Origin of the sequence: Streptomyces sp. NBC_01264, from assembly GCF_026340675.1 — a bacterium.
GTDB lineage: Bacteria > Actinomycetota > Actinomycetes > Streptomycetales > Streptomycetaceae > Streptomyces.
On sequence record NZ_JAPEOX010000002.1, the window covers coordinates 2,318,948 to 2,345,074 of the forward strand.

Consider the following 26,127-nt stretch of genomic DNA (forward strand, 5'->3'; position numbering starts at 1 on the left):
GATGACCTGCCGCGGGCCGATCTCTGACGCTTCCCTGACGCCCCCGGGTACGGCCGTACCTCCGCGGGTACGGCAATGGGCCGCACCCCCGGAGGAGTGCGGCCCACGGCCACGAGCGGTCGAGCCGGGGTCAGCGGACCTCGGTGATCTCCGGGCCGCGCTCCAGCTGGCCCATGCCACCGCCGAAGCGGGAGCCTTCCTGGTCGCCGGCTTCCTCGGTCTGCACGCCGTCCGGCACCATCTGCGCGTCGTTCGGCAGCTTCAGGACGATCGGGTCGCGCGGGGCCATCGGGCCCTCGCCGCGGACCACGACGGTGTCCAGGAAGATCCGCTCCAGCACACCGGCCGACTCGGGACGCACCGCGCCCTGGCCGGAGATGACACCGCGCAGGAACCAGCGCGGGCCGTCCACCCCGACGAAGCGGACCAGCTGGGCGCCGGTCTGTCCGTCCGGGAGCGGTACGGGGACCTGCGCGCGCAGCTCCCAGCCCAGCGGACCCTCGACCTCGTCGATGATGCCGCCCTGCTTGGTGATGCCCTCGGCGATCTCCTCGCGGACCTCGCCCCAGATGCCTTCCTTGCGCGGCGCGGCGAAGGCCTGCAGCTGCACGGCGCTGTCGCCCAGCACCACGGTCGCGGCGACGATCGCGTCCCCGGCGACCTCGACGCGCAGCTCCATGCCCTCGACACCCGGTACGAGGATGCCGCCGAGGTCGACCCGGCCGTCCTCGGGGTTGCCGGGGACCTCGGAGATGTCCCACGGGCCGTCGGGACGCGGGGCCGGCGGCAGGTTCACCCTGCGCGGCTGTACCGCGTCGTTCTCCTCCGTGCCGTCCTGCTCATCGGCACCGACGCCGTCGACGACCTGCTCGGCCGCGCCGCCGTCCTTGACGGAGTCGTTCTTCTTGCGACGTCCGAACACGTCACTGTCCTTCCCGGTCGTGTACGACCGAAGCGTAGCCATTCCCACCCTGCTGACCAGCGCCGGATCCGGCCACGGCCGCATGACCACCGGTGGAGCCGAAACCCCCCTCGGCCCGCGCCGAGTCGGGAAGCTGCGCCACCTCGCGGAAGCGCACCTGCTCGACTCGCTGGACAACCAGCTGGGCAATGCGGTCGAAACGCTCGAACCTGACGCTTTCGCGCGGGTCGAGATTGACCACGATCACCTTGATCTCCCCACGGTACCCGGCATCCACCGTCCCGGGGGCATTCACGAGTGCGAGCCCGCAGCGGGCGGCCAGGCCCGAGCGGGGGTGCACGAACGCCGCGTACCCCTCGGGCAGGGCGATGGAGATCCCCGTGGGCAGGACCGCCCGCTCCCCCGGTTCCAGCTCCGCGGCCACCGTGGTGACCAGATCGCAGCCGGCGTCGCCGGGGTGCCCGTAGGCCGGAATCGGCACCTCCGGGTCGACGCGCCGGATGGCCACGTCCACGCCGGTGTTGTTCTCAGACATCAGGGGTTCACCTCGAAGGCGCGTGCGCGCCTGACCTGGTCCGGGTCGGCCATCGCCGCCCGGATCTCCTCGGGCCGTCCGTTGTCGATGAAGTGGTCGACCTTCACCTCGATGAAGAGGGCGTCGGCGCGCAGCGCGACCGGCCCCTGCGGTCCGCCTATTCGGCCGACCGCGCTGGAGTAGATCTTCCGGCCGGCGACGGCGGTGACCTCGGCCTCCAGGTACAACACCGTGTCCACGGGCACGGGCCGGACGAAGTCCGTCTCCAGCCGGCCGGTGACGGCGATGACGCGCAGCAGCCAGTTCAGGGAGCCCAGGGTCTCGTCGAGGGCGGTGGCGAGGACGCCGCCGTGCGCGAGACCGGGCGCGCCCTGATGGGCGGCCTTGACGGTGAACTCGGCGCTGACGCGCACGCCCTCACCCGCGCGGGCCTCCAGATGGAGTCCGTGCGGCTGGCCGTCGCCGCAGCCGAAGCAGTGCTCGTAGTGCGCGCCGAGGAGCTCGCCGGGGGCCGGGGCATCGGGGTGCCGCACCGGCGCCGTGGCGTCGGCGGGAGGCGTCAACGCTGTGTTTCGTCCACTCACAGCCGCAGACCTTACCCGCGCGGCTACCCGCCGGTCGCCTCGTGGCAGGCTTGGCCGCATGCAGCTCTCCCCCGCGCACTACGACGAACGTCTGACAGCCCCCCGTTCCTGGTGGGGCATCACCGCCCTCACCGGCCTGGCCTGCGCGCTGATGCTGCTCCCGCTGGGCACGCTGCCGCTGCTCGCCGGGCTGATCGGGGGCACCGCGCTGACGGGGCTGCTGGTGAGTTCGTACGGTTCCCAGCGCGTGCGCGTGGTGGGCGGCACGCTGGCCGCCGGGGAGGCCCGGATCCCGGTGGCGGCGCTCGGCGACCCGGAGGTGCTGGACGCGGAGGAGGCCCGCGCCTGGCGCACGTACAAGGCCGACATGCGCGCCTTCATGCTGATGCGCAGCTACGTGCCGACCGCGGTCCGCGTCGAGGTCACCGACCCCTCTGACCCGACCCCGTACGTCTACGTCTCCACCCGCGAGCCGCAGGCCCTGGCGGCGGCCATCCGCGCGGCGCAGGGCCGGGACTGACCCCGGCGGGGCTCAGTCCTTCGGATCGACGGCTCTCGGGTCGACGGCCTTCGGGTCCACGGCTCTCGGGTCGATGCCCCGCGGATCGACCATCCGGCCCTCGACCGCGGCCCTGGTCGCCTCGGGAAGGGCCTCGGCGGGCCGCTCCAGGGGCGGGAGCTGTGGCAGCGCGTTCCAGGCCACGGCGCGGGCCCGCAGGTCCGCACGTACCTTCTCCGCGAGTTTGCGGGTGTCCCGGCGGTTCATGACCGCTCCGACCGCGGCGCCGACCATGAACGGCATCAGGTTGGGCAGGTTGCGGAACATGCGCTTCATGATCTGCTGGCGCAGTTCGCGCTTCATCTGGCCGCCGAGCGCCGCGTTGAGCGTGGTCGGCTTGGTCAGGTCGACCCCGCGCTCCTCCGTCCACGACGTGAGGTAGGCGACGCTGCGCTGCTTGAGGTTGCCGGGCGGTCGCAGGCCGTAGACCTCGTGGAGTTCGGCGATGAGCTTCAGCTCGATCGCGGCGACCCCGGTGATCTCGGCGGCCAGCTCGGCCGGCATGGCGGGAGGCACGGGCAGCATGGCGGCCGCGCCGATCCCGGCGCCGACCGTGGAGGTGGCGTTGGCGGCTCCCGAGATCAGCTTGTCGGCGAGCTGATCGGGCCCGAGGCCCGGGAACTGCGCGCGCAGGGTCGCGAGGTCCCGAACCGGAACGCGCGGAGCGTTCTCGATGACTCGGTCGGTGAGGTAAAGGGCGGCGGCCCTGGCACTTTCGCCGCCCTTGCGCACACCGTTCTTGACGGCTTGCAGCCGACGGACCCCGGAGTTCTTCCGGGGCCCCTCGCCGGCCTCGGAGGCCGACGTCACCGCCTCAGCGGTGTCGGGGAGCACGGCGGGTACGCCCGGGGCTCCAGGGCCTGTTTCCAGGCCCCCGGTTCCCTCGTGCGCCTCCGCCGGATCACCAGCTTTTCGGAAGCGCCGCTTCCGAAATGGTGTCGAGCCAGTCACGGCCGACGCCTCTCAGTCGCATTCGCGGCAGATCGGCTGACCGTTCTTCTCGCGTGCCAGCTGGCTGCGGTGGTGCACCAGGAAGCAGCTCGTGCAGGTGAACTCGTCGGCCTGCTTGGGCAGGACCCGGACGGCCAGTTCCTCGTTGGAGAGGTCTGCACCGGGCAGGTCGAGGCCCTCGGCGTTGTCGATTTCGTCCAGGTCGACGTTCGAGGACGACTTCTCGTTTCGACGAGCCTTCAGCTCTTCGATGCTGTCGTTGTCCACGTCGTCGTCGGTCTTGCGCGGGGTGTCGTAGTCCGTTGCCATAGTTCGCTCTCCCCCTCTGGGATTTAGCGGGTGTCTCAGCGCACGTAACGCGCGAGAGGCCGGACTTGTGCCCGACCTGAGGCGGAGATTTTGCCTCACATCAAGGTCTGTTACTCAATCGACACCCAGCCGCACATTCAGACGAGCGATTGGCTGGGATGACGACCGGGACCGTACACGGTCCGGGGGCCGTCTTGCACAAACGCCGCCCCATGTATTTCCCGCCGCCAGGGGGGCCGGAAACCCGGACTTCCCGGGCTTTCCGGCCGCCCCAAGGTCACTGAGCGCATAGGGCCGGACACTCGGCACTGTGATCGATCGCACAGAAGTCACTACCTTCATGACCCAAGCATTCAGCCAACAGCGAACACGGGGTGGTCGCGCTCACAAGGGCAGAGTGACACGCATCACGAGGCCACCGCCCTCGCGGGGAACCGCCTGGATCCGACCGCCGTGCGCGCGCGCCACGGAGCGCGCGATCGAGAGGCCGAGCCCGACCCCCTTGTCGCTGCCCGTGCGCTCCGTACGCAGCCGCCTGAAGGGCTCGAAGAGGTTGTCCACCTCGTACGCGGGAACCACGGGACCCGTGTTCGATACCAGCAGGACCGCCTGCCCGTGCACGGCCTCGGTGGTGACCTCCACCCAGCCGCCCTGGGGCACGTTGTAGCGGACGGCGTTCTGCACCAGGTTGAGCGCGATCCGCTCCAGCAGCACGCCGTTGCCCTGGACCACGGCCAGCGCGCGCTCCCCGCGGATCTCCACGCCCTTGGCCTGCGCCTCCCCGCGTGCCTGGTCGAGGGCGCGCGAGGCCACCTCCGCCAGGTCCACGGGCTTGCGCTCGATGATCTGGTTGTCGCTGCGGGCCAGCAGCAGCAGGCCCTCCACCAGCTGCTCGCTGCGTTCGTTGGTGGCGAGCAGGGTCTTGCCGAGCTGCTGGAGCTCCACCGGCGCCCCGGGGTCGGAGAGGTGCACCTCCAGCAGCGTCCGGTTGATGGCCAGCGGGGTCCTCAGCTCGTGCGAGGCGTTGGCCACGAACCGCTGCTGGGCCGTGAAGGCCCGTTCCAGCCGGTCGAGCATCTCGTCGAAGGTGTCGGCGAGCTCCTTGAGCTCGTCGTCCGGACCGTCCAGCTCGATCCGCCGGGTGAGGTCGGAGCCGACCACCCGGCGGGCGGTCCGGGTGATCCTGCCGAGCGGCGACAGCACCCGGCCGGCCATCGCGTACCCGAAGGCGAAGGCGATGATGCTCAGCCCCATCAGCGCCATCAGCGAGCGGCTCAGCAGGTCGTCCAGCGCGTGCCGCCGCTGTTCGAGGATGCACGTGTTGATCGCGGCGTTGAACTGGTCGGGCATCTGGCCCGTCCCGTTCACACCGGGGCACGTGCTCGTGACCTGGATCGGGCCGCCGCCCACGATCGTGAACGGCAGCGCGTTGCCCCGCCCCAGCGCCTGGGCCGCCAGCAGGTAGATGATGGACAGCAGCAGGATGCCGGCGATCAGGAACATCCCGCCGTACAGCAGCGTGAGGCGTATCCGGATCGTCGGCCGCAGCCAAGGGAAAGGACCCTCGGGCTGGCCGGGGTCCCAGGTCGGTTTCGGTGGCGCGGAGGGTGGCGCCGGGGTCGCGGCCACCCGCGTCAGATCCGGTAGCCGGAACCGGGGACGGTCACGATGACCGGCGGCTCCCCCAGCTTGCGGCGCAGCGTCATGACCGTCACCCGCACCACGTTGGTGAAGGGGTCCGTGTTCTCGTCCCACGCCTTCTCCAGGAGCTGCTCGGCGGACACGACCGTGCCCTCGCTGCGCATGAGGACCTCCAGCACCGCGAACTCCTTCGGCGCCAGCTGCACCTCCTTGCCCTCGCGGAACACCTCGCGCCGGTTCGGGTCCAGCTTGATTCCCGCGCGCTCCAGCACGGGCGGCAGCGCGACCGTGGTGCGCCGGCCCAGCGCCCGTACCCGGGCGGTCAGCTCGGTGAACGCGAACGGCTTGGGCAGATAGTCGTCCGCCCCGATCTCCAGACCCTCGACCCGGTCGCTCACGTCGCCGGACGCCGTCAGCATGAGCACGCGGGTGGGCATGCCGAGCTCGACGATCTTCCGGCACACGTCGTCGCCGTGCACCAGCGGGAGGTCCCGGTCGAGCACGACCACGTCGTAGTCGTTCACTCCGACGCGCTCCAGGGCCGCGGCACCGTCGTACACGACGTCCACGGCCATGGCCTCCCGGCGCAGTCCGGTGGCCACCGCATCGGCGAGCAGCTGCTCGTCCTCGACGACGAGTACGCGCACGTCGTTTCCTTCCTCAGAGCCCGTCAGGGCAGGGGTGTCATGTGTCGTCCATCCTGCCCCTTTCGCCGGTAAACCGGCTGTAAGACGCCGCTCGGGGGCGCTCACGGGGCGCTCGAGCGGTGCTCAGGGGGCGTTCAGGGGGGACCCCAGGGACGGAAGTGAGGATTCCCTCGCCTTACGAGGTTTCTGGGGCCAACGCGGCGGGGAGGACGACTTCACACCCCGAACACCTCCCTGACGGCGCACTGCCACGTGCCGCCGCCGACCCACGAAGAGGGGGCGAACCCACCATGGACGCATTCACCGCGGGTCTCCTGCAGCGCATCAGGAGCACGCAGTCGGACCTCAGGCAGGCTCGCGAGACGGGCGACGACTTCCTCGTGGAAGTGGAACAGGCGGAGCTGGAAGACCTCCAGCGCATCGCAGCCGATCACGGCGTTCCGGTCACCGTTTCCGCCTGCTGACTCCAGCCGCCGGTGGCCGGCCACCGGTACCCGTACACCCCCCGGACCCCGGAGGCCGCCACCCGGCCGCCGGGGTCCCCTCATGTCCGGAGCGGTCCCGGGCCCGGAGGGGCGCCCGGTCAGTCGTGCCAGGCCCCGGCCTCCTCCAGCAGCGGCCGCAGCGAGGCGAACACCGCGGGGGTCGCGGCCAGCGCGAGCTCGCCCGAGGCGGGCTCCCCCGGGCGGCCGCCCGTCACCGCGCCCGCCTCCCGTGCGATCAGCTCGCCCGCCGCCAGGTCCCAGGGGTTCAGCCCGCGCTCCCAGTACCCGTCCAGCCGTCCGGCGGCCACGTCGCACAGGTCGATCGCCGCCGAACCGCCGCGCCGGATGTCCCGGACCAGCGGGATGATCCGCTGCGCGACGTCGGCCTGGTGCGCCCGCCGGCTCTGGACGTACGCGAAACCGGTGCCGATCAGCGCCTGGTCCAGCGGAGCGGCCGGCCGGCAGGCGAGGCGGACCCCGCCCAGCCAGGCACCGCGCCCCAGCACCGCGTGGTACGTCTCCCCGCGCATCGGCGCGGCCACGACCCCGGCCACCGTCTCGCCGCGGTACTCGGCCGCGATGGACACGCCCCAGGTCGGCAGCCCGTAGAGGTAGTTCACCGTGCCGTCCAGCGGGTCGATGACCCACCGCACGCCGCTGGTGCCGGCCGATTCCGAGCCCTCCTCGCCCAGCAGCCCGTCCTCGGGCCGCCGCTCCGCGAGGATGCCGGTGATCAGCTTCTCGGCCGCGATGTCCATCTCGGTCACCACGTCGATCGGGCTCGTCTTGGTCGAGGCGACCGCCAGATCGGCGGGCCGCCCGTCCCTCAGCAGCGCGCCCGCCCGGCCGGCCGCCTCCAGGGCCACGTCCAGCAGTTCGGTCTTCAGTTCTTCGGAGATCACGCCCGGCTCCCGTTCATCGACTTCTGCGGTCTTCACTGCGCTGCGCGCACCGGCGGTTACGCGTACGGGCTGTCCACGCCCGCGGCCGCCGGCCGGGGCCCGCGCGCCGGGCAGCAGCCCACCGCGCATAGGTCGTGGCTCGCTCCGAGCAGCCCGAGCGCGCAACGCTCCACGGCCTCCCCGCGTTCCGCCGCGGCCCGCTCCAGCACGAGGTCCCGTACCGCCGCCGCGAACCGGGGGTCGGAGCCGACCGTGGCCGAGCGGGCGACGGGCAGCCCGAGCTCCGCGGCCTTCGCCGTCGCCTCCGTGTCGAGGTCGTAGAGCACCTCCATGTGGTCCGAGACGAAGCCGATCGGCACCATGACCACCGCCGGGGCGCCCGCCTCGTGCAGGGCCTCCAGGTGGTCGCAGATGTCCGGCTCCAGCCACGGGATGTGCGGGGCTCCGCTGCGCGACTGGTAGACGAGCTCCCAGGGCAGCTCGGTGCCGGTCTCGGCGCGGACCGCGTCGGCGATCACCTTGGCGACGTCCAGGTGCTGCTTGACGTAGGCCCCGCCCTCGCCGTCCGCCGTGTGGTCCTCCACGGGGCCGGAGGCGTCCGCGGCCGCGTTCGGGATGGAGTGCGTGGTAAAGGCAAGGTGCGCCCCGGCGCGGACCTCCTCGGGCAGCGCGGCCAGCGAGGCCAGCACCCCGTCGATCATGGGCTGCACGAAGCCGGGGTGGTTGAAGTAGTGCCGCAGCTTGTCGACCTTCGGCAGGTCCGCCCCGGCCACGCCCTCCTCCACGAGCAGGGCGAGCGCGTCGGCGAGGTTCTCGCGGTACTGCCGGCAGCCCGAGTACGAGGCGTACGCACTGGTCGCGAGCACCGCGACGCGGCGGCGCCCGTCGGCGGCCAGCTCGCGCATCACGTCGTTCAGGTACGGGGCCCAGTTGCGGTTGCCCCAGTACACCGGCAGGTCCAGCCCGTGGTCCGCGAAGTCCTTGCGCAGGGCGTCCAGCAGCTCGCGGTTCTGGCCGTTGATCGGGCTGACGCCGCCGAAGCCGAAGTAGTGCTGCCCGACCTCCTTGAGCCGCTCGCGCGGGATGCCGCGGCCGCGCGTGACGTTCTCCAGGAACGGCACGACGTCGTCGGGCCCCTCGGGGCCGCCGAAGGACAGCAGCAGGAGGGCGTCGTAGGGGGCGGCGGGGCCGTCGGCCGAGCCGGTGGCGGAGGCGCGGAGCTGGTCAGACATGCTTCGAATCCTGCCACCCGGCGCCGCTCCGCGGAAAACAGGACCGGCCCGCAGGACCTCCCGGCCCGGCGTCCGGGCCCTTCGGCCCTGTCCGGATCCTCCCCATGCGGGCGGCTTGTGTCCGACCGTAACCTGTATGGGCCAATGACGTCCCTTACGGAGGGCACCTTGCCCAGTCCCTACCGCGCGATCTTCGCCGCCCCCGGAAGCCGGGGCTTCAGCGCGGCCGGCCTCATCGGCCGGCTTCCGCTCTCCATGGTCGGCATCGGCGTCCTGACGATGATCTCCGAGCTGACCGGCCGCTACTCACTGGCCGGCGCGCTCACCGCCACCCTCGCGCTCTCCGCCGCCGCGATCGGCCCGCAGGTCTCCCGCCTGGTCGACCAGTACGGCCAGCGCCGCGTCCTGCGGCCGGCCACCCTGCTCGCCCTCCTGGCCATCTCCGGCCTGCTGCTGTGCGCGGCCAACAACACGCCGGACTGGACCCTCTTCGTCTTCGCCGCGCTCGCCGGCTGCGTACCCAGCGTGGGCTCGATGATCCGCGCCCGGTGGACGGCCATCTACCGGGACTCGCCGCGCGAACTGCACACGGCGTACTCCCTGGAATCCGTTCTGGACGAGGTCTGCTTCGTCTTCGGGCCGATCCTCGCCATCGGGCTCTCCACCACCTGGTTCCCCGAGGCGGGCCCGCTGGTCGCCGGGGTCTGCCTGCTGGTGGGCGTGTGGTGGCTCACCGCGCAGCGCGCCACCGAGCCGGCCCCGCACCCCCGCGGCGAGGACGCCGACCGGACCTCGGCCCTGCGCTCCCCCGGACTCCAGGTGCTGATGGGCACCTTCGTGGCCACCGGGGCCATCTTCGGCTCCATCGACGTGGTCACCCTGGCCTTCGCCGACGAGCAGGGCCACAAGTCCGCCGCCAGCTTCATCCTCGCCGTCTGGGCGGTCGGCTCCTGCCTCGCCGGCATCGTCTTCGGCCTGCTGCACCTCAAGGGCAAGGCCGAACGCAGGTGGGTGCTGGGCATATGTGCGATGGCCGTGAGTATGATCCCCCTCCTACTGGCCGGGAACCTTCCGTTTCTGGCCGTGGCGCTCTTCGTCTCGGGCCTCGCCATCGCTCCCACGATGATCACCACGATGGCCCTGATCGAGGCGCACGTACCACGCGCGAAGCTGACCGAGGGCATGACCTGGATCAGCACCGGCCTCGCGGTCGGGGTCGCGCTCGGCTCCTCCGTGGCCGGCTGGGTCATCGACGCCGCCGGCGCGAGGACCGGGTACGTCGTCTCCATCTCGGCGGGGACCGCCGCGGCGGCGGTTGCGTTCGCGGGTTATCGCCGGCTGACGAGGTCGGCGCAAGGGGAGGAGCCTTCCAACGATGGCGACGACGGGGACAGCAGGCAGCAGCGGGACACGGACCGCCGCGTGGCATAACTGGGCGGGCAACGTCAGTGCCACGCCCGTGCGCGTGGTGGCCCCGGCCTCGGTCGGGGAGCTCCAGGAGGCGGTCCGCCGGGCCGTCGGCGACGGGCTGAAGGTCAAGGCGGTCGGCACCGGCCACTCCTTCACCACGGCCGCCGCGACCGACGGCGTACTGATCCGCCCCCAGGCGCTGGCCGGGATCCAGGCGATCGACCGGGAGGCCGGCACCGTCACGGTGGCGGCGGGCATGGTCCTCAAGGACCTGAACCTGGCCCTCGCCAAGGAGGGCCTGTCGCTCACCAACATGGGCGACATCATGGAGCAGACGGTCTCGGGAGCCACCAGCACCGGCACCCACGGAACCGGCCGCGACTCGGCCTCCATCGCCGCCCAGATCCGCGGCCTGGAGCTGGTCACGGCGGACGGCCGGCTCCAGGCGTGCTCCGAGAAGGAGAATCCGGAGGTCTTCGCGGCCGCCCGGCTCGGCATCGGGGCGCTCGGCGTGGTCACCTCGATCACCTTCGCCGTGGAGCCGCTCTTCTTCCTGACCGCCCGTGAGGAGCCGATGAGCTTCGACCGGGTGACCTCCGAGTTCGACCAGCACCACGCGGAGAACGAGCACTTCGAGTTCTACTGGTTCCCGCACACCGGCAACTGCAACACCAAGCGCAACAACCGCAGCCAGGGCCCGGCCGCCCCGCCGGGAGCGGTCTCCGCCTGGGTCGAGGACGAGCTGCTGTCCAACGGCCTCTTCCAGGCGGTCAACTCGCTCGGCCGCGCTGTCCCGGCGACCATCCCCTCCATCGCCCGGATCGCGAGCCGCGCCCTGTCGGCGCGCACCTACACGGACATCCCGTACAAGGTGTTCACCAGCCCCCGCCGGGTCCGGTTCGTGGAGATGGAGTACGCCCTTCCGCGCGAGCACGTCGTCGAGGCGCTGCGGGAGCTGAAGGCCATGGTGGACCGCTCCGGCCTGCGGATCAGCTTCCCGGTGGAGGTGCGGACGGCTCCGGCGGACGACATCACCCTGTCGACGGCCTCGGGCCGCGAAACGGCGTACATCGCGGTGCACATGTACAAGGGCACGCCGTACCAGGCCTACTTCACGGCCGCCGAGCGGATCTTCACCGAGTACGGCGGGCGGCCGCACTGGGGCAAGGTGCACACGCGGGACGCGGAGTACTTCGCCCGGGCGTACCCGCGCTTCGGGGAGTTCACCGCGCTGCGCGACCGGCTGGACCCGGACCGGGTCTTCGGCAACGACTACCTGCGGCGCGTCCTGGGGGACTGAGCCGGGGCCTCAGGGGGCGGGCGACTCCTGCCCGGGGCCGGGGCTCGGTGTCACCTTGCCGCCCTCGGGCTTCGGGCTGGGGCTCGGCGACACGTCGGGGGACGGGGACGGGGACGGCGAGGCGTCCGGGGACGGCGACGGCGAGGGCTTCGAGGACGGGGAATGGGAGGGTGCGGGGCTCCGGCCCGAACCGGGGCTCGGACTCCCCTTCGGGTCCGGGGGACTCGGCGAGTTCCCCGCGCCCGGGGACTTCCCGCCCTTCCCACCGCCGTCCTTGCCGGTGCCGGTCCCCGGGGCCGGCTTGCTGTCGGCCGCGTTCCGGGCCGTGCCGCCCCACGTGGTGGTGCCCCCGCTGCTGACCGCGTTACCGGAGATCACCTCGTAGGTCGCGATGCCGCCGATCGACACGGCGAAAACCACGGCCGATGCCACGGCCGTCCGCTTCCAGCCCCTCACCCGGGTGCCGTGAACGGTGGCGTGGCCGAAGTCCTCGTCCGGCGGCGGCCCGCCGACGGGGACGGTGCCCAGCAGCATGGTGCCGTCCGGAGCCCGCCCCTCGGAGGCGGGCCCCGGCCCGTACACCGGGACCTGACGGGCCTTCGGCCGGGCCGTCTCACGGAGCTGGTCGCCGGTGCGGCGGAAGAAGTGCTGGATGACGGGTCCGCCCGCGGTGGCCACCACGCTCACGATGCCGGCGCCGATGATGGTCCCGTAGAGGCCCATCCCCGAGGCGAGCACGGCCGCCGCGACCGTGGCGAGGGAGGAACCCGCGACCTGAGCCACGCTCAGGTCGAGCTTCTTCTTCTCCTTCTCCCGCTTCGGCTCGAAGTCCGGCAACGTCTTCTGACCCATCGACATCCCCTGCGCGTCCTGCCTCTCGTGCTCCAACGCCTTCTCCCGTTACTGACACGTCAGCGAAACGGATAGTTCCGTTTCCGGAGATTCTGTGAAGCAAGACACCCGCAATCGGGTGCGCACGCAGGTCCGCCCGGATGTGGACCCGATCCAGGGCAGCCCAACTCCCGCCGTCCGGGACAAGTTCGGCGGCGCGGCGGTCCACCCAGGTGGCCCGAATGGAGTACTGTGGCGAGCCCTGGGGCCGTCCTTCCTTTCGGATGTCCGGACTCGGGAGAGGGGGCCGGCTGATGAATAAACGGCACTCGAGACCGGCGATGCCGCGGTTTCGCACGGGATCCTGCTGCGCACAGTAACCGTTCGGTCACTGTGCGTGCCCAACAGGTAACCGTGCCATAACAGCGATCAAGGGCGCATGCCCGACACGCCGGTTTAACTCGGCAAGGTAGTGGCAGGCTGCACCCGGGCAGGCCACACTCGACTAGCGGAAGCAGCGACGCACGTGACGTCGGCAGGCACCACCCGGGAGGTCCCCATGCCCGAACTGCGTGTCGTGGCCGTCTCCAATGACGGCACACGACTGGTGCTCAAAGCTGCGGACAGCACGGAGTACACGCTTCCGATCGACGAGCGTCTCCGGGCTGCCGTACGCAACGACCGTGCGCGCCTGAACCAGATCGAGATCGAGGTGGAGAGCCACCTCCGCCCCCGCGACATCCAGGCCCGCATACGGGCCGGTGCCTCCGCGGAGGAGGTCGCCCAGATGGCCGGCATCCCCGTCGACCGGGTACGCCGCTTCGAGGGCCCCGTGCTCGCCGAGCGCGCGTTCATGGCCGAGCGGGCCCGCAAGACCCCCGTGCGCCGGCCCGGCGAGAACACCGGACCGCAGCTCGGCGAGGCCGTGCAGGAACGGCTCTCGCTGCGCGGGGCCGAGAAGGAATCCGTCCAGTGGGACTCCTGGCGCCGCGACGACGGCACCTGGGAGGTCCTGCTGGTCTACCGGGTCGCGGGCGAACCGCACTCGGCGAGCTGGACGTACGACCCGCCGCGTCGGCTGGTCGTGGCCGTGGACGACGAGGCCCGCTCGCTGATCGGCGAGTCGGACGACCTGCCGGCGACCCCGGAACCGAGCTTCCCGTTCGTGCCGAGGATCGCGCGGCTGCCGCGCGACAGGCCGCTGGACCGGGCGCTCGACCGTCAGATGGAGAGGCCGACCGCGCCCGCTCCTCCGCCGGAGCCGGAGCCCGAGGAAGAGCGGGACACGCTGACGGCCCTGCTGGAGGCGGTACCCAGCTTCCGCGGCGACCTGGTGGTCCCGGAGCCGGTCGAGGAGCCGGAGGTGGAGGAGCCGCCCGCCGCTTCGGCGTCGGCCGGTGCGGGTTCCGCGTACGCCGACGTCCTGATGCCGCGCACCGTGGCGGGACACCGGGACCGGCTGACGGGCACCACCGACCGGCAGGCGGAGGCCGACGGAGTGCGTCCCGGCCGCCGCGCGGCGGTGCCGAGCTGGGACGAGATCGTCTTCGGCACGCGCCGCAAGAAGCAGGAGTAGTCGGGAGTAGTCAGGAGCGGTACGGACCGGGCCCGGGCCCCGGCGGCGGAGGCCGTCGCGGGGGCCCGGGCCTCCGTCCGTCGGCCGGCCTAGCCCGGCAGCTCGCCGACCGCCACCTCGCGCGACGGGTCCGCGGACCATTCCGACCAGCTGCCCGCGTACAGCGCCGCCGGGATGCCCGCCGTCGCCAGCGCCAGCACCTCGTGGGCCCCCGAGACGCCCGAGCCGCAGTAGACCCCGACCGGGGTGCCGGTGTCGGCGTGGACGCCGAGGCCTTCGAAGCGGGCCCGCAGGGTCTCGCGGTCCAGGAGCAGGCCGTCGGGTCCCGTGTTCTCGGTGGTCGGCGCCGACAGCGCCCCCGGGATGTGACCCCCGACCGGGTCGATCGGTTCGACCTCGCCCCGGTACCGTTCGCCCGCCCGTGCGTCCAGCAGCACACCCGTCCGGGCCAGCGCCGCCGCCTCATCCGCGTCCAGCAGTCCGATGGCACCCGGATTTGGCTTGAAATCGCCCTCGCTCACAGGAGTGACCTCGGCCGACAGCGGACCGCCGCCCGCCTCCCACGCGGCCAGTCCCCCGTCCAGGACCCGCACCCGCGCGTGACCCGTCCAGCGCAACAGCCACCACGCGCGCGCTGCCGCCCAGCCCTGGCCGCCGTCGTACACGACCACCGGGGTCTCCGCGGAGACCCCGGCCCGCCGCATCACCGCCCCGAACTCCTCGGGATCGGGCAGCGGGTGCCGGCCGCCGGAGCCCGCCGGGCCTGCAAGTTCCGCGTCGAGGTCGACGTAGACCGCGTTCGGGAGGTGTCCGGCCTCGTACGCGGGCCGCAGGTTCGGGCCGCCGAGCTGCCAGCGGACGTCGAGGAGCACCGGCGGCAGCGGACCGGAGATCTCCTCCTTCAGGCCGGCGGCGGAGACGAGCGGGGAGCGGGGCGGGTTCGCAGTCATGCGGGCCATTTTGCTCCCCGTCGGCCACCCCGCGTAACAGGCCGGACATCGACGGGGCGGGACGGGGCGCACTGATCCGGACATCTCGCCCGGCTCCCCAGAAACCCGGCCGGTCGGGGCGCGCCGGGCCTCCTGGAGTGGAAGCATCAGGCCCGGGAAGGGTCACGGACGTGACGACGGAGGAGACGGCTGACATGACCGAGGCATCGGAAGCAACGCGGCGCACGCCCGGCACGCCGTGCTGGGCGAGCCTGATGGTGCACGGCCTCGGGACCACCGAGGAGTTCTACGCCGACCTGTTCGGCTGGGAGTACGAGCCCGGCCCCCAGCAGCTGGGCCCCTACGTCCGGGCCATGCTCGGCGGGCGGGAGGTGGCGGGGATCGGCGAGCTGCCGCCGGACCGGCAGCTCCCCGTGGCCTGGACCACGTACCTCGCCACGGACGACGCCGACGCCACGGCCGAATCCGTCCGCTCCTGCGGCGGCACGGTGGCGGTGGGCCCGCTCGACGCCGGGATCGCGGGACGGGTGGCGATCTGCTCGGACCCGCTGGGCGCGATCTTCGGGCTCTGGCAGGCGGCGTCCCACCTCGGGACCCGGCTCGCGGGGGGGCCCGGCACCCCGGTGTGGCACGAGCTGGTCACGCAGGACACCTCGACGGTCGGGAAGTTCTACGAGCACGTCTTCGGCCACGAGGCACGTACGCACGCCGGCACGGGCGACGCCGCCGGCGAGTTCGACTACCTCACGCTGTCCCTGGAGGGCCGGCCGGTGGCGGCCGTGCACGGCGTCGGCCGCTCCCTGCCCCACGACCGGGGGCCGCACTGGATGACGTACTTCGAGGTGGAGGACACCGACGCGGCCACCGCCCGGGTCGTGCGGCTCGGCGGCGGGATCGTCCAGCCGCCGCGCGAGGGCCTGAGCGGCCGCCTCTCCGTCGTCACGGACCCGGAGGGCGCGGTGTTCACGCTCGTACGCGGGAGGAACTGACCGCGGTGCGGGGCGGGCCTAGGCCTCCCGCCCCGCGTCGCTCCGTGACGGCCTGGCGTTGACCATCAGGCCGCCGATCAGGGCCGCGAGCAGCACACCGGCGAACGCCCACCAGAGCGTGGTGGTGTAACCCCTCACCAGGTACTCGCCCACCTCCTCGTACGACTCGGCCCGCGGGCGGCCGGCGAAGACCGCGGCGAGCAGCGAGCCGCCGATCGACTCGCCCAGCTGGTGGGCAGTCATGACGGCCGCCGAGGCGGCCCCGATGTGCCGTGGGGCGACGCCCGCGGTCGCGGTGGCGAGGATCGGGGTGAAGGCCAGGCCGGCGCCGAGACCGGCGAGGACCGTGCCGGGCAGCACCTGGACCTCGTACACGCCGCCGACCTCCAGACCGCTCAGGAGCAGCAGTCCGACCGCCGCGATCACCAGCCCGGCCGCGATCAGGACCCCGGGCGGTGCACGGTGGAGCAGCCGGCCGGAGATCTGGGTGGATCCGATGACGACCGCCGCGAACATGGGGAGCAGGAGCAACCCGGTCATGCTCGGGGCGTAGCCGAGTACGTACTGCAGGGAGAAGGTCACGGACAGGAACAGGACCAGGAGGCCGGCCCCGGCCAGGAGCAGGGCGAGGAGGCTGCCGGCGCGGTTGCGGTCCCCCAGGACGTACCGGGGCAGGAGCGGGTGCGCGGACCTGGTCCGCCTCCGCAGGAAGACCGCGAGCAGGACGGCCCCGACCACGACCGGCAGCAGCACCAGGAGGGCGCCCCAGCTGTGTGACTCGCTCGCTGCGAGGCCGTAGACGAGGGCGGCGACCGCGCCGGAGCCCAGCAGCACGCCGGGCACGTCCGGGCGGGCGCCGCCGGGGGCCGGGCGGTCGTGCGGCAGGGCGAGTGCGCAGATCAGGGCGATCACCGCGACGGGGACGGCGGCGAACAGCGCCACCTCCCAGGCCAGACCCTCGACGAGCCATCCGCTCGCGAACAGCACGAGCGCGGAACCGCCGCCCAGCAGCGCGGCGTAGATCCCGAACGCCCTGCCGCGTTCCCTGGGGTCGGTGAAGCCCGCGGCCACCAGGGCGAGTCCGGCCGGTGTCACCAGGGCGCCGAAGACGCCCTGCAGGACGCGGGCCAGGGCGAGCACCCCGCCGGAACCGCCGGCCGCGCCGCCGAGCGCACAGGCCGCCGCGAATCCGGCCAGGCCGATGAGCATCGTCCGGCGCCGCCCCAGGAGGTCCACGAGGTGCCCGCCGAGCAGGAGCACCGCGCCGAAGGCGACCGCGTACGCGATGAAGAACGGACCCTGGCCCTCGATGCGGAGGTCCCTGTGGAGACTCGGCAACGCCGCGCTGAAGAGCGTCGCCTGGAACACCACCATCAGCTGCGCGAGGGCGGCCACCGCCAGGCCCCGCCAGCGCTTGGAGTGGGGGGAGGCGGGCTCCCCGGAGGCCGTGGACGGCGTCGCGGCCCACCCGCCGGCGGTGGGGACCGGGGGCGGCCCGAACCCCTGTGCCGGGCCGAAGTCCGCCGGGGCCGTGGGGGCGTACTCGGGCGGCGGGGGCAACGGGAGCCGGGGCTCGGGGCGCGCGGACGGAACGCGGGGGTCGGCCTGCGCGGCGGGCGGCTCGGCGGGCCTCACGGGGGCGAAGTCCAGCAGCTCGGCGGCATGGCGCCCGAGTTGGGCGAGGACCGCGCCGGGCAGCCATTCCCCGGCCCGGTCGGTGGCGGTGCGTTCGGCCACCTGCGCGGGGGTGGGCCGCCGGGCCGGGTCCTTGTGCAGGCAGTCGCGTACGAGGCCGGCCAGGCTCTCCGGTACGCCCGTCAGGTCCGCCTCCTCCTCGGCGACGCGGAAGAGGTGGGCGTTGAGGCCGGTGTCCGCTGCGCCGAAGAGGAGCCGGCCGGTGGCGGCGTAGACGAGGACGGCGCCGAGGCAGAAGACGTCGCTGGCGGGGGTGAGTTCGAGGCCGCGGACCTGCTCCGGCGACATGAACCCGGCCGAGCCGATCAGCATGCCGGTGTGGGTGAGCAGGCTGTCCCCGGCGAGGCTGTCCATCGCCCGGGCGATGCCGAAGTCGATGACGCGCGGGCCGTCGACGGTGACGAGCACGTTGGAGGGCTTGAGGTCACGGTGGATCAGGCCCGCCTCGTGCACGGCCCGCAGGGCGAGGGCGAGCCGGTTGGCGAGGGTGTGCACGGAGTGCTCGGGCAGCGGCCCGAAGTCCTTGGCGACCACCGCGTGCAGGTCGGGTCCCGGGATGTACTGGGTCGCCACCCAGGGCACGGCGGCCTCGGGGTCGGCGTCCAGGACGGCCGCGGTCCAACTGCCGCCCACCCGGCGCGCGGCGGCCACCTCCCGGGCGAAGCGCCTGCGGAACTCCGGGTTCCCGGCGTATTCGGCCTGCACGACCTTCACGGCGACGGTGCGCCCGCCCTCGGAGCGGCCGAGGTAGACCAGGCCCATGCCGCCGGCACCCAACCGGGCGATCAGACGGTACGGGCCGATACGGGTCGGGTCTTCGACGATCAGCTGATCCACACGCCGAGGATAGTGCAGCTATCCAACGCGCGGGAGTGCATCGGTGGAATCGGTGGAATCGGTCAGTCCTCGGCGCTGGGGCTGCGCTCCCCGTGCAGGCGCAGGACGTCGGCGTCGCTGCGGAAGCGGTGGGCCCACCGGCGGCCGTCGAAGACGCTCAGGCCGGGGATGCGCCGGGTCTCCAGCGCGAGGATCACGAAGGCCGTCGCCGCGACGGCCAGGGCGAGGCGCCCCTGGCCGGCGGCCGCTCCGATCGCGGCCGCGGCGAAGATCGCTCCGGCGGTGGTGACCCCGTGGACGAGGTCGCCCTCGGTGCGGCTCTGGCGGAAGACCAGGCGCCTCCGATGAATCCGACGCCGGTGACGACTCCCGCGAGGGCGTTGGGAGCGCCGTCCAGGGCGAGGACCGCCACGAGGGCGGCGCCGACGCCGATCATGGAGAAGGTCCGGTTGCCGGCGGCGGCTCCCCTCAGGGTGCGTTCGAGGCCCAGCAGGTAGGTGAGGACGAAGGCCACGGCGAGGTGGCCGATCGTGACGAGGGTGGAGGTGTCCGCCTGCCGGTAGTCCATCGGCCGCCCTTCCCGGAGTCCTCCGCACGCGGAGGCACGGCTGTCCGTGCCAGTGGTCCGCGCCGGCAGTCCGCGCCAGTGGTCCGTGTCAGTAGAGCGCGCGGGGGCCGCCGCGGGCGCCGGGCGCGCCGCCGCGGGGGTCAGTTGTGCGGGGCGGTACCGCTGACCCGGTGGTCGGCGTGGCTGAGGGCCTCCACGACGAGCCGGCGCAGGTGCCCGTCGCGCAGGCTGTAGTGGATGCGCCGACCCTCGCGGCGGGTCTCGACGAGGCCCGCGAGCCGCAGTTTCGCCAGGTGCTGACTCACCGCGGTCCGCGAGGCCTCGCAGCGCTCGGCGAGCGTGCCGACGTCCGACTCCTCCTGGGCGAGCAGCCACAGGAGGTGCAGCCGGGTGACGTCCGAGAGCATCGCGAAGACCTCGGTCGCCTCGGCGAGGCGCGCCCTGTCGGGATCCCGTAGGTGCGTATCGGGTGCAGGTGGCTGAGGTTCGCGAGCAGGCATACCTCACAGGGTAGGTCGCCCGGGGGTGGCCCCGGGCGAGGCCGCAGCCGCAATCCATCGGACATGTGCGCAGATGCGCATGTGTGGATATATTGGAGTCCTGGATCCGCACCGGACCCACCACGGACCCACCACCCGGCCTCGGAGAGGAATCGCATGCCGAGCGTGCTGCGCAACCGCACCTACCGCCGCCTGTTCGGCGCCCAGGTCATCGCCCTGACCGGCACGGGCCTGGCCACCGTGGCCCTCGGCCTGCTCGCGTACGACCTCGCGGGCGCCGACGCGGGTACGGTCCTCGGCACGGCGCTCGCGATCAAGATGGCGGCGTACGTCACCGTCGCCCCGGTGATCGCCGCGGTGGCCGACCGGCTGCCGCGCCGGGCCCTGCTGGTCGGCTCGGACCTGATCCGGGCCGGCGTCGCGGTCTTCCTGCCGTTCGTGAGCCAGGTGTGGCAGGTCTACGTCCTGATCTTCCTGCTGCAGACCGCCTCGGCCGCCTTCACCCCCACCTTCCAGGCCCTGATCCCCGACGTCCTACCGGACGAGCGCGACTACACGCGGGCCCTGTCCATGTCCCGGCTCGCCTACGACCTGGAGAGCCTCTTCAGCCCCGCGCTCGCGGCCGCGCTGCTGTCCGTGATCACCTACGACCGGCTGTTCCTCGGTACGGCCGCCGGATTCCTCGCCTCGTCCGTGCTCGTGGTGTCCGCCGCCCTGCCCCGGCGGGCGCGGGTCTCCGCCCCGTCCGGCGCGGGCGCCTACGCCAAGGCCACCGCGGGGACGCGCCTGTTCCTCGGCGTCCCGCAGCTGCGGTCCCTGCTGGCGATGAACCTCGCGGTCGCGGCCGCCGGAGCCGTGGTCACCGTCAACTCCGTCGTGTACGTAAGGGAGTTCCTGGGGCTGTCCGCCGAGTCGGTCGCCCTCGCGCTCGGCGCCTACGGAGCCGGGTCCATGGCCGTGGCCCTGGCCCTGCCGCGGATCCTGGAGAACCGCCCGGACCGGCGGGTGATGCTGACCGGCGCCCTGCTGCTCCCCGTCGCCTTCGGCGCCCTCGGGGTCATCACCTCCGCGCACGGCGGCGGTTGGCGATGGCCCGCGCTGCTGGCCACGTGGGCCGGGTTCGGGGCGGCGTGCTCGATGGTGCTCACGCCGGCCGGCCGGGTGCTGCGGCGCGCCGCGCCGGAGGGGGACCGCACCGCGGTGTTCGCCGCCCAGTTCTCCCTGTCGCACGCCGCCTGGCTGCTGACCTACCCGCTCGCGGGCTGGGTCGGCGCGAAGGCCGGGCTCGGGTGGGCGACGGCGGCCCTGGGCACGATCGCGCTCGCCGCGGCGATCCTCGCCGCCCGCCTGTGGCCGGCCGCGGCGGGGAGGGTCACGGAGGAAAAGGCCCCGGAGGGAAGGGCCGCGGAGGCGGGCGCCGGGGCCCGGGGCCACGTACACGAGCACGAGCACCGTGGGCTGACACCCGGGCATCCGCACCTGCGCGGGGCGCGTCCGGCCGGTGCGGGGTGGCGGCACAGCCACCACCACTTCACGGACGACCTGCACGCCGCCCACGGCTGAGCCGGCGACGCAGGGCCGACGGGCTGCATCTGTGTGAATAGATCACCGCACTGGCCCTCCCTGGGCGAGTCCTACATCGACCCGGCGAGCGGGAACGACAAGAGCACCGCGACCGCCCGGCCGAACTGGCCGACGTACCCCGCATCACCGCATTCCCGCGTCCCCCGGAAGGCCGGCAGGGCACCCCGCCCTGCCGACCTTCCGGGGGACGCGCCCGCCCTGGAAATTCACCCGAATGGCCGCGCTCGAATGTCCCAACGCTCCCCCGCCACCGACGCTGGGCGCAACGCGGGACCTCGGTGTCCCGCCGGACGAAGGAGCCTCCCGTGGCACAGGCAACGCCCCCCAGCAGGGCCCCCAACAGCGGCTACACCTCCGACGGGCCGAACCCGTGGGCGGCGAGCGGCACCGTGTTCGCCGCTGTGCTGATGCTCGTGGAAGGCGTACTCGGCATCCTGAAGGGAATCGTCGGCATCGCGAACGACGACGTCTACGCGAGCGTCGGCGACTACACCTTCAAGTTCGACGTCACGGCGTGGGGCTGGATCCACCTGCTCCTGGGCATCGTGCTCGTGGTCGTCGGCGCGGGCATCCTCAAGGGCGCGGCCTGGGCCAAGGTCACGGGTGTGGTGATCGTCGCGCTGGACATCATCCTCAACTTCCTGTGGCTGCCCTACACACCGCTCTGGGGCCTCATCTCGATCGCCATCGGCGTCTTCATCATCTGGGCCCTGTGCACGGACAGGGGCGCCTCCCGCTCCACCACCTTCTGAACGGCGTACCGGGCGTCCTTCCCCGATCCGCGCACCGGCCACCTGCCACCGGCCGGGCGTGGTGAACGGGAAGGACGCCCCTGGCACGTCCACCGGCACATTCATACCTCTGAGTGAGGTCAGTGCAGTTCACGAGGGGCGGGAGCGGACATCTGCCTAGGGTGACTTCCGGTGGGCGGGCAGCCGCTCCGACCGGCGCGTCGACCCATGTACAGGAGCTTGTGTGGCGCAGCAGCACACGACGTCACTCCGGCTCCGTCTCCGGTACCGCTTCGACCATCTGGTCTCGGGCGGAACGACCGCGCTCATCGGCTGGCTCGCCCTGGCCTGCCTGGCCGTCGTCGTACCGGCGAGCACGGTCCTCGTCTGGTCCGACCGGGCCGCTCCGGCCACGCTCTCCGGCCGGCTCACCGCCGTGTGGGTCAGCGTCGGCCAGACCCTGAAGATCGGGGGCGCCGTCGGCTCCCCGCTCCACGTGCTGGCCTCCGTCTCGCTCGCGCTCGTGGCGCTGCTCTTCGTGTCGACCCTCGTCAGTCTGATCACCACGGGGATCAACCGGCGCATCATGTCGCTGCGCCTCGGTCACTCCACCGTGCTGGAGACCCGGCACACCGTCGTGCTGGGCTGGTCGGACCAGGTCTTCCCCGTGATCGGGGAGCTGGTGGCCGCGAACGCGAACCAGCGCCGGTCCGCCGTCGCCGTGCTCGCCCCGCAGGACAAGGTGTGGATGGAGAGCGAGATCGCCACCCGCGTCGGCGACGGCGGCAGGACGCGGATCGTCTGCCGCAACGGGAGCACCACGGACCCCGCGGAGCTGTGCCGGGTGAGTCCGCGCACCGCGAAGGCGGTGCTGGTGTTGCCGCCCACCGGGGACACCGGTGACGCCCATGTGGTGAAGACGCTCCTCGCCCTCGACACGGCGGTCCCCGGGGCCGGCGAGAAGGAAGCGGTGGTGGTCGCCGCCGTCCGCGACTCCCGCAACCACGTCACCGCCCGGCTCGCCGCCGGGCCCGCGGGCCACGTCCTGTGCGTCGACGACATCGTCGCCCGGCTGCTCGTCCAGACGGCCCGGCAGCCCGGTCTCTCTCTCGTCTACTCGGAGTTGCTGGACTTCGCGGGCGACGAGTTCTACCCGGTAGCCGCCGAGGGCCTCGTGGGGCGGACGTTCGACGAGGCGCTGCTGTCGTTCGCCACGTCCTGCGCGGTCGGCCTGCTGCACGCCGACGGGAGCGTCACCCTCAATCCGGTCCGGGGGACGGTGATCGGCCCGGCCGACCGGATCGTCGTCATCTCCCGGGACGACGACACGGCCGTACGGGAGGACCCGGCCGCGCTGGCCGCGCTCGTGGAGGAGGGCGCGATCGTGTCGACGCCCGGGCCCGGGCCCGCCCCGGCCGAACGCCTCCTCCTGCTCGGCTGGAACCGCCGCGCCCCGCTGGTCATCGAGCAGCTCGACCAGTACGTGGGCCCCGGAACCACCCTGGACGTCGTGGCGCTCGGCGCGTACGCGTCCACGCACGACGCGCTGGCCGTCACGGCCGCGCGGTCCCGCCTCGAAGTCTCCCTCCACACCGGCGACATCACCGACCCGCTCACGCTGGCCAAGCTGGACGTGCCCTCGTACGACGGCGTGATCGTGATCGGTGAGACGCAGGCTCTGGCCGTGACGGATCCGCAGGAGGGGGTGGAGGCCGCGGCGGACGACAGGACGCTGGTGACCCTGCTGCACCTGCGGGCCATCGGGGACGCCGCGGGGCGCGAACTCGCGCTCACCACCGAGATGTCCGACGACCGCAACCGGCTCCTCGCGCCCGCCCGGGGCGGCGCGGACTTCATCGTGAGCGGCCGGCTGATCAGTCTGCTGATGACGCAGATCTCGGAGAGTCCGTATCTCGCCGAGGTCTTCGAGGAGTTGTTCACGGCGGAGGGCCACGAGTTCCACCTCAAGCCGGCCACGGACTACGTCCGGGCCGGCCACGAGGTCTGCTTCGCCACCGCCGTGGAGTCGGCGCGGCGCCGCCGGGAGTGCGCCGTCGGCTACCGGCTGCGCGCGGGCAGCGCCACGGCCCCCGGCCACGGAGTGCGGATCAACCCCGACAAGCGGCAGCGGATCCGGTTCTCCGAGGAGGACTGGCTGATCGTGCTCGCCGAGAGCTGACGGCGCCGCCAGGGGGGCGGCCGCTACGCGGTGTGCACCTCCAGGGCGGTCCGTACCGCGGATTCCAGGGCCCCCTCGATCCACGCGGGCTTGATGGACGTGTGGCACCCGGCGAAGTGCAGGCTGCCCTCGGCCTTGCGGACGTCGGGGAAGAGCTCGGTGTGCTGGCCGGGCAGCAGGACGGAGGCCTCCCCGTAGGCGTACGGGTCGCGCATCCAGGACTGGGTGCGGCCGACACCGGTGTAGAACACCTCGACGCGCTGCCCGAACACCTCCTGGACGCCCGCGAGGGCGCGCGGGTAGCGCTCCTCGTCGTCCAGCGAGTCCCACTTCAGGGCGTCGTCCGACCAGCTGTAGGAGGCCAGGAGCACGCCGCCGGCACTGCCTTCGACGGGGTGGGACGGCTGGAACATGAAGCGGTTGGGGTTGTCGGTGGCGGACCCGCCGCCGATGACGCCGGCCGCTTCGGGCTGGTCGCGGCTGACCACCCGGGTGGCGGCGTAGTGCGAACGCTGGGCAGCGGAGATGCGGCCCGCGCGGACGGAGGAGTGGGCGCCCAGCAGGGTTCCGTCCGCCGGGGTCCGCCCGGTCTGGTACTTGCGGTACAGGCCGGGCTGTACGGCCTCCAGCTCGCGCTTCCAGTCGGCCTCGTCGAACTCCCACCAGCGGCGGCTGAATTCGAGCAGCACCTTGGTGGCGGCGTCGTAGTGCAGCTCGGTGACCGCGCGCCGCTTGCCGTAGGAGAGCGCCGGGGTGATGGGGATGTGGCGCAGCCCGGAGAAGGGGACGGTGATGACGGCCGCGTCCGCGGTGAAGGTCTCGCGCCGCACGGGGCTGCCGCCGCGGCCCTCGGAGACGGTCTCGACGGTGACCCGGCCCTCGCCGTGGGTGATGCGGGTGGCACGGCGGTCGAGCCGTACGAGGTCCTTGACCCGGGCGTACATCGCGTCGGCCAAGGTGGCGGTGCCGCCGGGCAGTTCGTAGAAGGCGGTGTCGGGGCTGATCAGCGAGGCGCCGATGAAGCTGTGCACGAAGGCGAGGTGCAGGCGGGAGGTGAGGTTCTCGACGGTTCCGATCAGGTCGACGGTCCGTACGTCGAGCTTGGCCTCCTCCGTCAGGAAGCGGTACATCGACATGTGGCCGTAGCGCTGGATGACGCGCGCCCAGCCCTCGACGAGTTCCTTGTCCTTCTTGCCCTCGATCTCCCGGCGCACGGGGGCGAAGGCGTCGCGGACGATCTGCGAGGCGGGCACCGCCTCGTACGCCTGCGGCACTCCGAAGGAACGATTGAGCGCCTGCGGGGCGCGCGCGTAGTCGGCGCGGCGGACGCGGATGCCGTTGACGTAGATCCAGGTGCGGTACGCGGGGCGGCCGGCCCCGTCCACGTCGACCAGGTGGAAGCGCCGGCGCTTGAGGCCGAGGCTGTCCATCAGGCCGGTGACCAGCGGGTGGCTGTCCGGGATGCGCATCGCGCCGGCCTCGGCGTACTGCTTCGGGTCGGCGAAGGGCTGCGCGGCGTTCTCGTGGCCGCCGGTGCGGAAGGTCTTGATCCGGCCGCCCACCCGATTGCCGTTCGCCTCGATCACGGTGACCTGGTGCCCCGCTTCGCGCAGGAGGTGCGCGGCGGTGAGCCCGGCGGGTCCGGCGCCGACGATCAGCACCTTCTTCCCGGGGCGGCGCGAGCGGGGCAGGCCGCTCTTCAGGAGGATGTCGGCGTAGCGCGGCACGAGCGGCTGGTCCTCCTCGTCCCGTACGAGGACGGCCCGCGCGATCGTCAGGCAGGAGCCCCAGTCGGCGACCGCGGCTCCGGGGACGGCCTGCGAGGTCTCGGCGGAGGTGACGGCGACCGTCAACCCGCCCGCCGCGGCGACGGCGGCCGCACCGGCGATGACGGTCCGGCGGGAGGGCCGGCGGGAGGACGCCGGTCGGCGGTCGCCGGGGGTTTCAGAGGCTTCGGGGGCCTCGGGGGCTTTGGAGTTGGAATCGGGATCCATGATCATGACGCAACCTTCGCCGTCCGCCCGGCCCCGATCGCCCAGAATGCGCCCGCGCGGCCAAGGATCACCCGGACGTGCGTCGCAGGTCGCCCCGTGCTGACGAACTGGGTTTCGCACGACCGCCCTTGGGCGCCGCCCGGCGATGCCGCTGTCGCTCCGGAGCGCACACGGAACCTCGCGGGCGCCCTCCGAAGGACACACCGCCGACGGGAC

General features: G+C 72.8%; 25 protein-coding genes. 9 read left to right on the forward strand and 16 right to left on the reverse strand.

The window, feature by feature from the left end; all coding sequences use genetic code 11:
* Positions 1-130 precede the first annotated feature (130 nt).
* Genes OG435_RS43405 through OG435_RS43415 form a run of 3 tightly spaced genes read right to left on the reverse strand, consistent with a single transcriptional unit; the run spans position 131 to position 2,041 of the window.
* Entirely contained in the window at positions 131-922 is a 792-nt protein-coding gene (locus tag OG435_RS43405) for a DUF3710 domain-containing protein (protein ID WP_266886141.1), read from the reverse strand.
* Position 923: 1 nt separating this feature from the next.
* Positions 924-1,457, reverse strand: a complete 534-nt coding sequence (dut, locus tag OG435_RS43410; RefSeq protein WP_266886143.1) for a dUTP diphosphatase — start codon at positions 1,455-1,457, stop codon at positions 924-926.
* Positions 1,457-2,041, reverse strand: coding sequence for a PaaI family thioesterase (locus OG435_RS43415; RefSeq protein WP_266886145.1), 585 nt, complete (start codon positions 2,039-2,041; stop codon positions 1,457-1,459). Before OG435_RS43415 ends, dut begins: the two co-directional genes overlap by 1 nt.
* A 58-nt stretch (positions 2,042-2,099) precedes the next feature.
* Between OG435_RS43415 and OG435_RS43420 the strand changes: the two genes are divergently transcribed.
* On the forward strand, positions 2,100-2,561 hold the full coding sequence (locus OG435_RS43420; protein WP_266886147.1) for a DUF3093 domain-containing protein: 462 nt from the start codon (positions 2,100-2,102) through the stop codon (positions 2,559-2,561).
* A gap of 12 nt (positions 2,562-2,573) precedes the next feature.
* Here OG435_RS43420 and OG435_RS43425 read toward each other — a convergent pair whose 3' ends face one another.
* The 4 genes from OG435_RS43425 to OG435_RS43440 form a co-directional block, all read right to left on the reverse strand.
* Complete coding sequence (locus tag OG435_RS43425) at positions 2,574-3,551, reverse strand: hypothetical protein (protein WP_266886149.1); 978 nt, start codon at positions 3,549-3,551, stop codon at positions 2,574-2,576.
* 12 nt (positions 3,552-3,563) lie between these two features.
* Entirely contained in the window at positions 3,564-3,860 is a 297-nt protein-coding gene (locus tag OG435_RS43430) for a DUF4193 domain-containing protein (protein WP_112451146.1), read from the reverse strand.
* 384 nt (positions 3,861-4,244) lie between these two features.
* A complete protein-coding gene (locus OG435_RS43435; protein WP_266886154.1) occupies positions 4,245-5,489 on the reverse strand; it encodes a sensor histidine kinase in 1,245 nt (414 codons plus the stop codon).
* A gap of 5 nt (positions 5,490-5,494) precedes the next feature.
* A complete protein-coding gene (locus tag OG435_RS43440) occupies positions 5,495-6,148 on the reverse strand; it encodes a response regulator transcription factor (RefSeq protein ID WP_112451148.1) in 654 nt (217 codons plus the stop codon).
* A gap of 290 nt (positions 6,149-6,438) precedes the next feature.
* Between OG435_RS43440 and OG435_RS43445 the strand changes: the two genes are divergently transcribed.
* Positions 6,439-6,612: a hypothetical protein gene (locus tag OG435_RS43445; protein WP_204357838.1), complete on the forward strand. Its 174-nt coding sequence runs from the start codon at positions 6,439-6,441 to the stop codon at positions 6,610-6,612.
* Positions 6,613-6,731: 119 nt separating this feature from the next.
* Here OG435_RS43445 and OG435_RS43450 read toward each other — a convergent pair whose 3' ends face one another.
* Positions 6,732-7,535 (reverse strand): inositol monophosphatase family protein, encoded by an 804-nt coding sequence (locus OG435_RS43450; protein ID WP_430625834.1) that lies wholly within the window; start codon positions 7,533-7,535, stop codon positions 6,732-6,734.
* 56 nt (positions 7,536-7,591) lie between these two features.
* The gene (locus OG435_RS43455; protein ID WP_266886157.1) at positions 7,592-8,767 is read right to left on the reverse strand and encodes a ferrochelatase; all 1,176 of its coding nucleotides are present in this window, start codon (positions 8,765-8,767) and stop codon (positions 7,592-7,594) included.
* Between the two features lie 168 nt (positions 8,768-8,935).
* Between OG435_RS43455 and OG435_RS43460 the strand changes: the two genes are divergently transcribed.
* Entirely contained in the window at positions 8,936-10,198 is a 1,263-nt protein-coding gene (locus OG435_RS43460) for an MFS transporter (RefSeq protein ID WP_266886159.1), read from the forward strand.
* Positions 10,143-11,477: a D-arabinono-1,4-lactone oxidase gene (locus OG435_RS43465; RefSeq protein WP_266886161.1), complete on the forward strand. Its 1,335-nt coding sequence runs from the start codon at positions 10,143-10,145 to the stop codon at positions 11,475-11,477. The genes OG435_RS43460 and OG435_RS43465 overlap by 56 nt, the downstream gene beginning before the upstream one ends.
* A 9-nt stretch (positions 11,478-11,486) precedes the next feature.
* On the opposite strand, the gene OG435_RS43470 is transcribed toward OG435_RS43465, so the two are convergent.
* Positions 11,487-12,365 (reverse strand): hypothetical protein, encoded by an 879-nt coding sequence (locus tag OG435_RS43470; protein ID WP_266886163.1) that lies wholly within the window; start codon positions 12,363-12,365, stop codon positions 11,487-11,489.
* A gap of 502 nt (positions 12,366-12,867) precedes the next feature.
* Here OG435_RS43470 and sepH point away from each other — a divergent pair.
* Positions 12,868-13,884: a septation protein SepH gene (gene sepH, locus OG435_RS43475; RefSeq protein WP_266886165.1), complete on the forward strand. Its 1,017-nt coding sequence runs from the start codon at positions 12,868-12,870 to the stop codon at positions 13,882-13,884.
* Between the two features lie 89 nt (positions 13,885-13,973).
* Here the strand turns inward: sepH and OG435_RS43480 are convergent, their stop codons facing one another.
* Positions 13,974-14,834, reverse strand: coding sequence for a sulfurtransferase (locus OG435_RS43480; protein WP_266886167.1), 861 nt, complete (start codon positions 14,832-14,834; stop codon positions 13,974-13,976).
* A gap of 194 nt (positions 14,835-15,028) precedes the next feature.
* On the opposite strand from OG435_RS43480, the gene OG435_RS43485 reads away from it, so the two are divergent.
* A complete protein-coding gene (locus OG435_RS43485) occupies positions 15,029-15,823 on the forward strand; it encodes a VOC family protein (protein WP_266886169.1) in 795 nt (264 codons plus the stop codon).
* Positions 15,824-15,841: 18 nt separating this feature from the next.
* Here OG435_RS43485 and OG435_RS43490 read toward each other — a convergent pair whose 3' ends face one another.
* The 4 genes from OG435_RS43490 to OG435_RS43505 all read right to left on the reverse strand — a co-directional run bounded on the left by OG435_RS43490 (position 15,842) and on the right by OG435_RS43505 (position 19,423).
* Positions 15,842-18,355, reverse strand: a complete 2,514-nt coding sequence (locus OG435_RS43490; protein ID WP_266886171.1) for an MDR family MFS transporter — start codon at positions 18,353-18,355, stop codon at positions 15,842-15,844.
* A 62-nt stretch (positions 18,356-18,417) separates the two neighbouring features.
* Positions 18,418-18,552, reverse strand: a complete 135-nt coding sequence (locus OG435_RS43495; protein ID WP_266886173.1) for a hypothetical protein — start codon at positions 18,550-18,552, stop codon at positions 18,418-18,420.
* Positions 18,549-18,923: an MgtC/SapB family protein gene (locus OG435_RS43500; protein WP_266886175.1), complete on the reverse strand. Its 375-nt coding sequence runs from the start codon at positions 18,921-18,923 to the stop codon at positions 18,549-18,551. Before OG435_RS43500 ends, OG435_RS43495 begins: the two co-directional genes overlap by 4 nt.
* Positions 18,924-19,063: 140 nt before the next feature.
* Positions 19,064-19,423 (reverse strand): ArsR/SmtB family transcription factor, encoded by a 360-nt coding sequence (locus OG435_RS43505; protein WP_266886177.1) that lies wholly within the window; start codon positions 19,421-19,423, stop codon positions 19,064-19,066.
* Positions 19,424-19,579: 156 nt separating this feature from the next.
* Between OG435_RS43505 and OG435_RS43510 the strand changes: the two genes are divergently transcribed.
* The 3 genes from OG435_RS43510 (at position 19,580) to OG435_RS43520 (ending at position 23,917) form a co-directional block, all read left to right on the forward strand.
* Positions 19,580-20,986: an MFS transporter gene (locus OG435_RS43510; RefSeq protein WP_266886179.1), complete on the forward strand. Its 1,407-nt coding sequence runs from the start codon at positions 19,580-19,582 to the stop codon at positions 20,984-20,986.
* A 326-nt stretch (positions 20,987-21,312) separates the two neighbouring features.
* Positions 21,313-21,759, forward strand: coding sequence for a DUF7144 family membrane protein (locus OG435_RS43515; protein WP_266886181.1), 447 nt, complete (start codon positions 21,313-21,315; stop codon positions 21,757-21,759).
* 223 nt (positions 21,760-21,982) lie between these two features.
* Positions 21,983-23,917: a CASTOR/POLLUX-related putative ion channel gene (locus OG435_RS43520; protein WP_266886183.1), complete on the forward strand. Its 1,935-nt coding sequence runs from the start codon at positions 21,983-21,985 to the stop codon at positions 23,915-23,917.
* Between the two features lie 23 nt (positions 23,918-23,940).
* On the opposite strand, the gene OG435_RS43525 is transcribed toward OG435_RS43520, so the two are convergent.
* A complete protein-coding gene (locus OG435_RS43525) occupies positions 23,941-25,911 on the reverse strand; it encodes a flavin monoamine oxidase family protein (RefSeq protein WP_430625856.1) in 1,971 nt (656 codons plus the stop codon).
* Between the last annotated feature and the right edge of the window lie 216 nt (positions 25,912-26,127).

Coding starts and splice junctions, on each gene's coding strand:
- dut (WP_266886143.1), bottom strand. CDS start 1,457: ATGTCTGAGAACAACACCGGCGTGGACGTGGCCATCCGGCGCGTCGAC.
- OG435_RS43420 (WP_266886147.1), top strand. CDS start 2,100: ATGCAGCTCTCCCCCGCGCACTACGACGAACGTCTGACAGCCCCCCGT.
- OG435_RS43430 (WP_112451146.1), bottom strand. CDS start 3,860: ATGGCAACGGACTACGACACCCCGCGCAAGACCGACGACGACGTGGAC.
- OG435_RS43445 (WP_204357838.1), top strand. CDS start 6,439: ATGGACGCATTCACCGCGGGTCTCCTGCAGCGCATCAGGAGCACGCAG.
- OG435_RS43455 (WP_266886157.1), bottom strand. CDS start 8,767: ATGTCTGACCAGCTCCGCGCCTCCGCCACCGGCTCGGCCGACGGCCCC.
- OG435_RS43465 (WP_266886161.1), top strand. CDS start 10,143: ATGGCGACGACGGGGACAGCAGGCAGCAGCGGGACACGGACCGCCGCG.
- sepH (WP_266886165.1), top strand. CDS start 12,868: ATGCCCGAACTGCGTGTCGTGGCCGTCTCCAATGACGGCACACGACTG.
- OG435_RS43480 (WP_266886167.1), bottom strand. CDS start 14,834: ATGACTGCGAACCCGCCCCGCTCCCCGCTCGTCTCCGCCGCCGGCCTG.
- OG435_RS43485 (WP_266886169.1), top strand. CDS start 15,029: ATGACCGAGGCATCGGAAGCAACGCGGCGCACGCCCGGCACGCCGTGC.
- OG435_RS43500 (WP_266886175.1), bottom strand. CDS start 18,923: ATGGACTACCGGCAGGCGGACACCTCCACCCTCGTCACGATCGGCCAC.
- OG435_RS43505 (WP_266886177.1), bottom strand. CDS start 19,423: ATGCCTGCTCGCGAACCTCAGCCACCTGCACCCGATACGCACCTACGG.
- OG435_RS43510 (WP_266886179.1), top strand. CDS start 19,580: ATGCCGAGCGTGCTGCGCAACCGCACCTACCGCCGCCTGTTCGGCGCC.
- OG435_RS43525 (WP_430625856.1), bottom strand. CDS start 25,911: ATGGATCCCGATTCCAACTCCAAAGCCCCCGAGGCCCCCGAAGCCTCT.